5 protein-coding genes are annotated in these 5,146 nt (G+C 53.7%); 1 reads left to right on the plus strand and 4 read right to left on the minus strand.

All coding sequences use genetic code 11. The annotated features are described in order from the left end of the window. Positions 1–299: hypothetical protein (locus QP971_RS11120; RefSeq protein ID WP_284811913.1), on the plus strand; the 299-nt coding region annotated here is incomplete at its 5' end. Here the strand turns inward: QP971_RS11120 and QP971_RS11125 are convergent. The 4 genes from QP971_RS11125 to QP971_RS11140 all read right to left on the minus strand — a co-directional run bounded on the left by QP971_RS11125 (position 267) and on the right by QP971_RS11140 (position 4,291). Then, positions 267–1,483 (minus strand): IS3 family transposase gene (locus QP971_RS11125; protein WP_284811915.1). Its coding sequence is split into 2 segments (ribosomal slippage): positions 267–1,222 and positions 1,222–1,483, totalling 1,218 coding nucleotides; the frame shifts between segments, so codons are not numbered across the junction. The two genes, QP971_RS11120 and QP971_RS11125, sit on opposite strands and share 33 nt — an antisense overlap. A gap of 143 nt (positions 1,484–1,626) precedes the next feature. Next, positions 1,627–2,496 carry an SGNH/GDSL hydrolase family protein gene (locus tag QP971_RS11130; RefSeq protein ID WP_284811918.1) on the minus strand — a complete coding sequence of 290 codons (870 nt, stop codon included), beginning with the start codon at positions 2,494–2,496 and terminating at the stop codon, positions 1,627–1,629. A 70-nt stretch (positions 2,497–2,566) separates the two neighbouring features. Continuing rightward, the gene (locus QP971_RS11135; RefSeq protein WP_284792393.1) at positions 2,567–3,385 is read right to left on the minus strand and encodes a GDSL-type esterase/lipase family protein; all 819 of its coding nucleotides are present in this window, start codon (positions 3,383–3,385) and stop codon (positions 2,567–2,569) included. A gap of 75 nt (positions 3,386–3,460) precedes the next feature. Next, positions 3,461–4,291, minus strand: coding sequence for a GDSL-type esterase/lipase family protein (locus QP971_RS11140; protein WP_284792394.1), 831 nt, complete (start codon positions 4,289–4,291; stop codon positions 3,461–3,463). Positions 4,292–5,146 lie beyond the last annotated feature (855 nt).

Below are 5,146 nucleotides of genomic sequence, written 5' to 3' on the forward strand. Positions count from 1 at the left end.
TAGTCCAAGTGCCGGGACATGATCATTGTGCAGGTTCCTGCGATGGCGATGTTGAGGGCTCCGATGCCCCAAGTATGGAAGAGGGTGCAGGGGATGTAGATGGTTTGGTTGGCGTGCCGGTCGAGGTTGTCGAGGATGGCGCCGAGGGTTACTGGGAAGGTGGGTTCTTTGCGTTGGATTCCTTTGGAGGCCCCTGTTGTGCCGGAGGAGTAGTGGATGTTGGGGTTGCCCGCAAATCGTGGACACGTAGTGGAGCTACCTGGTGGTTAGGCAGCTATTTCTTTTCTGCTGATAATTGAGTCGGCGTGGTTCTCGAAGTCGACGGGGCTGACCATCCCGAGTGCAGAGTGCCGGCGCCGGCGGTTGTAGACGACTTCAATCCAGTAGGCAACAGCCTTACGCGCGGCATCACGGGTCGCCCAGCGCTTACGGTCATAGAATTCGGTCTTTAACGTCGACCAGAACGACTCGGCCATCGCGTTATCGAAGCACACGCCCGTACGCCCCACAGACTGGGCAATGCCCAGGCTGCGGCAAACCTTCCAGAGCTTCTCACTGGTGAATTGCGTCCCGCGGTCAGCGTGAAACACCAGCCCATCAGGAACATCACCGCGCAGCGTATGCGCCATCCGCAGGGCCCGTTCGACCAGGTATGTATCTTGAACACTATCCATAGCCCAGCCCAGTACCCTGCGGGAATGACCATCGCGGACCGCGCACAAGTACAACCAGCCTTCACCGGTGCGCAGGTAGGTAATATCTGACATCCATACTCGGTTGAGCTGACCAGTATCAAACATGCGCTTGACCAGGTCGGGAAGAGTTGACTTACGCTTGGCTTGGATTGTAGTCACTGGGACAAAGGCACGCGGTGAAATCCCTTCAATGCCCATCATGCGCATCCGCTTAGCCACAGTCTTGCGATTCAAGGTGATCTGGTAGCGCTCGGTAAGTTCTGCGGTGATCCGCGGAGCACCATAAACCTCATCGGAGTCTTTCCAAATCTGATGAATCTTACGGTCAACGCCATCGTAAAATGCAACACGATCATCTTCGCCAGATAGCCGTTTCTGCTGCGCATGGTCCCATTTGTAATATCCAGACCGAGATACTTTTAATAGTCGTGCCATGCGCTTGATGCTGTAGTTCGCCTTCTCTCGTTGCATTAATTCGAACTTTTCTGCTCGCGTTGCTTTGCGGCGAAGAAGGCTGTCGCTTTTGACAAAAACTCATTATCCATCTTGGCCTCAGCCAGCTCACGGCGCAGACGAGCATTCTCAGCACGAAGATCAGACTCACTCATCCCATCTGATGCTCCTCGGCGTTCACGCTCGAGTTTGACCCACCGGCCTAAAAGCCCGGCGGAAACACCGATCTCCTTAGCCACATGAGCGATCGGGCGCTGCGACTCGATTACCAGGTTCGCGGCCTCACGCCGGTACTCCGGCGTGTACTTCTTGCGCTGTTGACTCACAATGAACATCCTCTCCTACGGACACAAGATCCGTACAAATAGGGTGTCCACTAAACGAGGGTAACCTCAATGTAGGGGGCTTGTTTGGGGATGAGGGGGAGTTTGACTTTTTGGGTGGTTTGGGTGATGTGGTTTGGGTTTGGAGTGTTGTGTTAGTGGATGTTGCGTGCGATTTCTTGGGCCATGTGTTTTTGGCCTAGTGAGGTGGGGTGGGCGATGAGATTTTGTTCGGGTAGACCGTAGTAGTTTGAGTTTCGTTGGTGCGGGGGTTTGCACCATCCTTCGGGGTCGTTTGGCGGGGTGATGTAGTTAGTATGCGTTTCTTGTGCTGCTTGCTGGATAGTGCGGTTGACTTCGGTGAGGAAGTTGTTGATGTATTTGCGGTCGTTGAGGGAGAGGTAGCCGCTTTCGGGACAGCGGTGTTCTGGGGTGGCTGCTGTGTAGTATCCAGTGAAGAAGATCTGGGCTTGGGGTGCGCGTCTTTTGGCGTCGTTGGCTATGTCGATGAGGCGTTGTTTTAGGTTTCGGCCGGTGATGTCGGGGTTGTGGATGCTTGCGTCGGTTATGGGGCCTGCGATGGGGGCGCAGTCGGGGAGCCCAGGGATTTGGATGTGTGGGGTGCAGGTTGCGAAGAGGGCAGCTAGTCCTGCGTCGTTTCCTCCGAGTGTGATGGTGACTAGTTTGGTGTCGGGTGTGAGGTGTTGCTTTTGTGGGGTTGGGGCGGTGAGGGGGAGTGCGTGGTGTTGGGGGTTGTCGTATTGATAGGTGAATGCCCAGGCGCAGGAGGCATCGTCGAGTTGTAGGTTGAGTTGTTTGGCTAGCTGGTGTGGGTAGTTGTCTTGGTCTTTGACGCAGGCTGGGGTGCTGCCAGGGACAGGTTGTGTGACGGTTCCGGTTGAGGCGTAGGAGTCGCCGAGTGCTACGTATTTGTCTCCTGGTTGGAGGGCTTGTGCGGTGGGGGCTAGGAGTGTGATTGTTAGTGCTGCGGTGGCGAGTGCTGTGTTGATTTTTGTGGTTTTCATGGGTGTTTTTCTCGTTAGACGAGAAATTCCCGTGCATTTTGGAGCTGCACGGGAATCTTTGTTGTTTGGGTTACTTAGCGAGGTTGTGTCCGATGAATTGGCCGTAGGCGTGAGTGCCGTGAGCATTGAGGTGGAGAGGAAGATTGCCTGGTGCTGGTGGCATAATGTCGATGAGGTTTACCCACCAGCGGTCTGGGGAACAGGCTTCGTGACCTACGGACATTGGCCATGCGTCGAGGAAGGTGGCGTTGTTTTGTTGTGCTACTTCGCGGAGAGTGTTCTGTAGGCGTTGCTCGGTACCTGCAGTGTTGCCCGCCGGAATGGGGAGGGGGTTGGATGAACCGAGTCCGCTGTTGTAGCAGGACATGTTGTTGAAAGAGACGTGGGGGTAGCCGACTACCATGACTTTGGCGTTGGGTGCGTGGTGGTGGGCGATGTTGATGGCATTGCGGAGGCCGTCGCGGATTGCGCGGTCTGATGCTTGGACGTCGGGGCCGTAGGGATAGGTGTCATTGGCTCCTGCGACGATGACTACGTTTTTGGTTTGTGGGTTGAGATCACCGTGTTGAGCTGCGGTGCGCAGGGTATTGTCGATATGTACACCGCCGGTGGAAAAGGAGGCGCCTGCGCATTGGTACTGGTCGACGTGTGCGCCGCCTGATGCGTTGGCGATTTCGTCGGCGATGGCCCCGTCTGTAACACAGCCGACACCGGTGTTTACTTTGATGTTTGCTTTATTCTTCCAGTAGTCAGGTACGGTTGGGTTGGCTACTACGCTGTCACCGGTGAGGACGGTGTTGCCTGGTGTTGCGGCGACGGCGGAGGTGTGTCCTGCGATGACAACTGCGGTTGCGGCGGCTATTGCAGAGATTTTGGTGTAAGTTTTCATCTTCCGTTTTCGTTTAAATGTCGTTGTTTTCAATCAGATTTCTTGTTGGTCTGATAGGGAACCGTGCCTGATTTGCTAGTGGTTTTGGAGTTCTCGGGTGATGATTTGGGCCATACCGTCGTGTCCTACATCTGTTGGGTGCATGGGCATAACAGATGGTGCAGTTGGTGTTTGAACTGCTACAGCCCAGCGTTGGGAGGTGTCTGGCTGGCAAGTGTCATGGGTTTTGGCTTGGTCATGGAGATTGATGAAGTTAGCGCCGAGTGCGTGCGCAGCGCGTCCAATCTCTCGGTTGAATTCTTCTTCTGCGAGGGTGGCTCCTGGAAAGGAAATGGGAAGGATGTAATTGCCATGGTTAATGGCGCATAAAGTGTCGTTCACAGTCATGGGGGTGTAGTTAACCATAGTGATGCGTGCGTTGGGGGCTACTTTGCGGATCTTGTTGAACTGGTAGCCGAGTAGTCCGCGGTAGTTTGATCCCTTGGGAATGTTAGGGAGAGTGGCATTAGCAAGGGCATCTACATAGGTGTCAGGTTGGAGGCCACCGTACATGAAGACAACTTCTTTGGTGTTTTGGCCAATGTTTCCAGTTTCGATGGCATTGTTGACGTAAGCGTCGAGCCAGTAGCTGGTCCCGTTGCAAGAATAGTCCGCAATAGAGTGGTTGAGGTTCTTGGCGGTTTGGTGTGCCCAGTTTCGCTTGTCGTTAAAACAAGGGTGGATGTTGATATACGGTTTGTAGGGGCTTTTGGCTCCGCGGTTGCCTGGAGCGCCTCCATTGGCGGTGAAAGAATCACCGAAAGTGACCATCTCTTGCCCCTGCGCAGCGTTAGCACTCTGGGCCATTGTTAGGCCGGTGGTGAGGGTAATGAAGGCGGCGGCAATTTTTATATTTAAATGTTTCATATCTTCCGGGGTAGGGGGGTAGGGGAACCTAGTTGATGGAGTTCATCGTGATCGAACTTTTGCTGTAAGAGTACTGAGTACCTAGGAATAATTCAATTTGAGCGGTTTGAGAAATATGCAATATTAGTGTTGTCGGAGTGAAAATTGATCGTCATGCGTCTGGAGCGTCTCCTGCTTTGGAGTGAGGCTCGGCCGAGGGTGTCGTGTTTCTTTTACTGGGCTCTCAAATGGATGGTGCTGGGGCTTTCGTGAGGATGGCGCCAAATGAAATGCTGTTTCACTGTTGCCTATTACGGTGGCATAGAAAAACATTCCTCGGCAGGAGTTGACGAAGACAGTAAGAAATTTAGGAGCAGTTCCGCGGTTGCCAAATAGTGCTGGAGCAGAGGTGGTAGCGTATGGTTGCTGAAGGTATCAAGTATCCTGGGTTTAGTTTAGCTCCGTTTCTTTAACCGCCCTGAGCTGACTGGCTGGGTGAGGTCGTGCTCGGTTTCTAACGCTTTGGGGTGGCCTAATCCAATGTTTCGTGAAGGCCCGTGGGGCGTCCGATTGTTTGTATGCGAGGGTTTCCTTTACGCTTAATCTGAGAAACGGCTGGGTTCGCGACTGCTAGTTGGTTAATGGCTTTTTCCATACGGTGGCTTCCGCCCCATTCAAAATTGCCCGGATGTAGCGGGACAGATCCCGTCTCCTGATGCCGTTGCAGCCGAGTTGTCGCTGAACTCGAAAAAGTGCGTCTATGTTTGGTCTCAGCGATTCCATGAGGAAGGCAAGTGGGGTTTGATGAGCGCTACTGAACGCAAACAGTCGAGCGTGTCAAGTTGTTTGTGTGTGGGGTTAGGTTTATAGGTATTG

The organism is Corynebacterium marquesiae, assembly GCF_030229635.1.
Taxonomy (GTDB): domain Bacteria; phylum Actinomycetota; class Actinomycetes; order Mycobacteriales; family Mycobacteriaceae; genus Corynebacterium; species Corynebacterium marquesiae.

What these genes read in the sequence shown, in the direction of transcription:
- QP971_RS11130 (WP_284811918.1), bottom strand. Translation starts at nt 2,496, where the DNA reads ATGAAAACCACAAAAATCAACACAGCACTCGCCACCGCAGCACTAACA.
- QP971_RS11135 (WP_284792393.1), bottom strand. Translation starts at nt 3,385, where the DNA reads ATGAAAACTTACACCAAAATCTCTGCAATAGCCGCCGCAACCGCAGTT.
- QP971_RS11140 (WP_284792394.1), bottom strand. Translation starts at nt 4,291, where the DNA reads ATGAAACATTTAAATATAAAAATTGCCGCCGCCTTCATTACCCTCACC.